This is a genomic window from Streptomyces sp. JW3, from assembly GCF_052216785.1.
Taxonomy (GTDB): Bacteria; Actinomycetota; Actinomycetes; order Streptomycetales; family Streptomycetaceae; genus Streptomyces.
On the sequence record NZ_JBQOUX010000316.1, the window covers coordinates 1 to 253 of the forward strand.

General features: G+C 73.5%; 1 protein-coding gene. It reads left to right on the forward strand.

Annotation, left to right across the window (positions count from 1 at the left end; translation table 11 throughout):
• On the forward strand, window positions 1–253 hold a 253-nt coding region (locus ACTT8P_RS38655), incomplete at both ends, for a GTP-binding protein (RefSeq protein WP_442836462.1).

Genomic DNA, 253 nt, shown 5'->3' on the forward strand with positions numbered 1-253 from the left:
GCGCTGCTGACCGACGGCCTGCGGGCCGAGCGGGAACAGGGCATCACCATCGACGTCGCCTACCGGTACTTCGCCACCCCCCGGCGCCGGTTCATCCTCGCCGACACCCCCGGGCACGTGCAGTACACCCGCAACATGGTCACCGGCGCCTCCACCGCCGAGCTGACGGTGATCCTCGTCGACGCCCGCAACGGCGTCGTCGAGCAGACCCGGCGGCACGCCGCCATCGCCGCCCTGCTGCGCGTCCCGCACG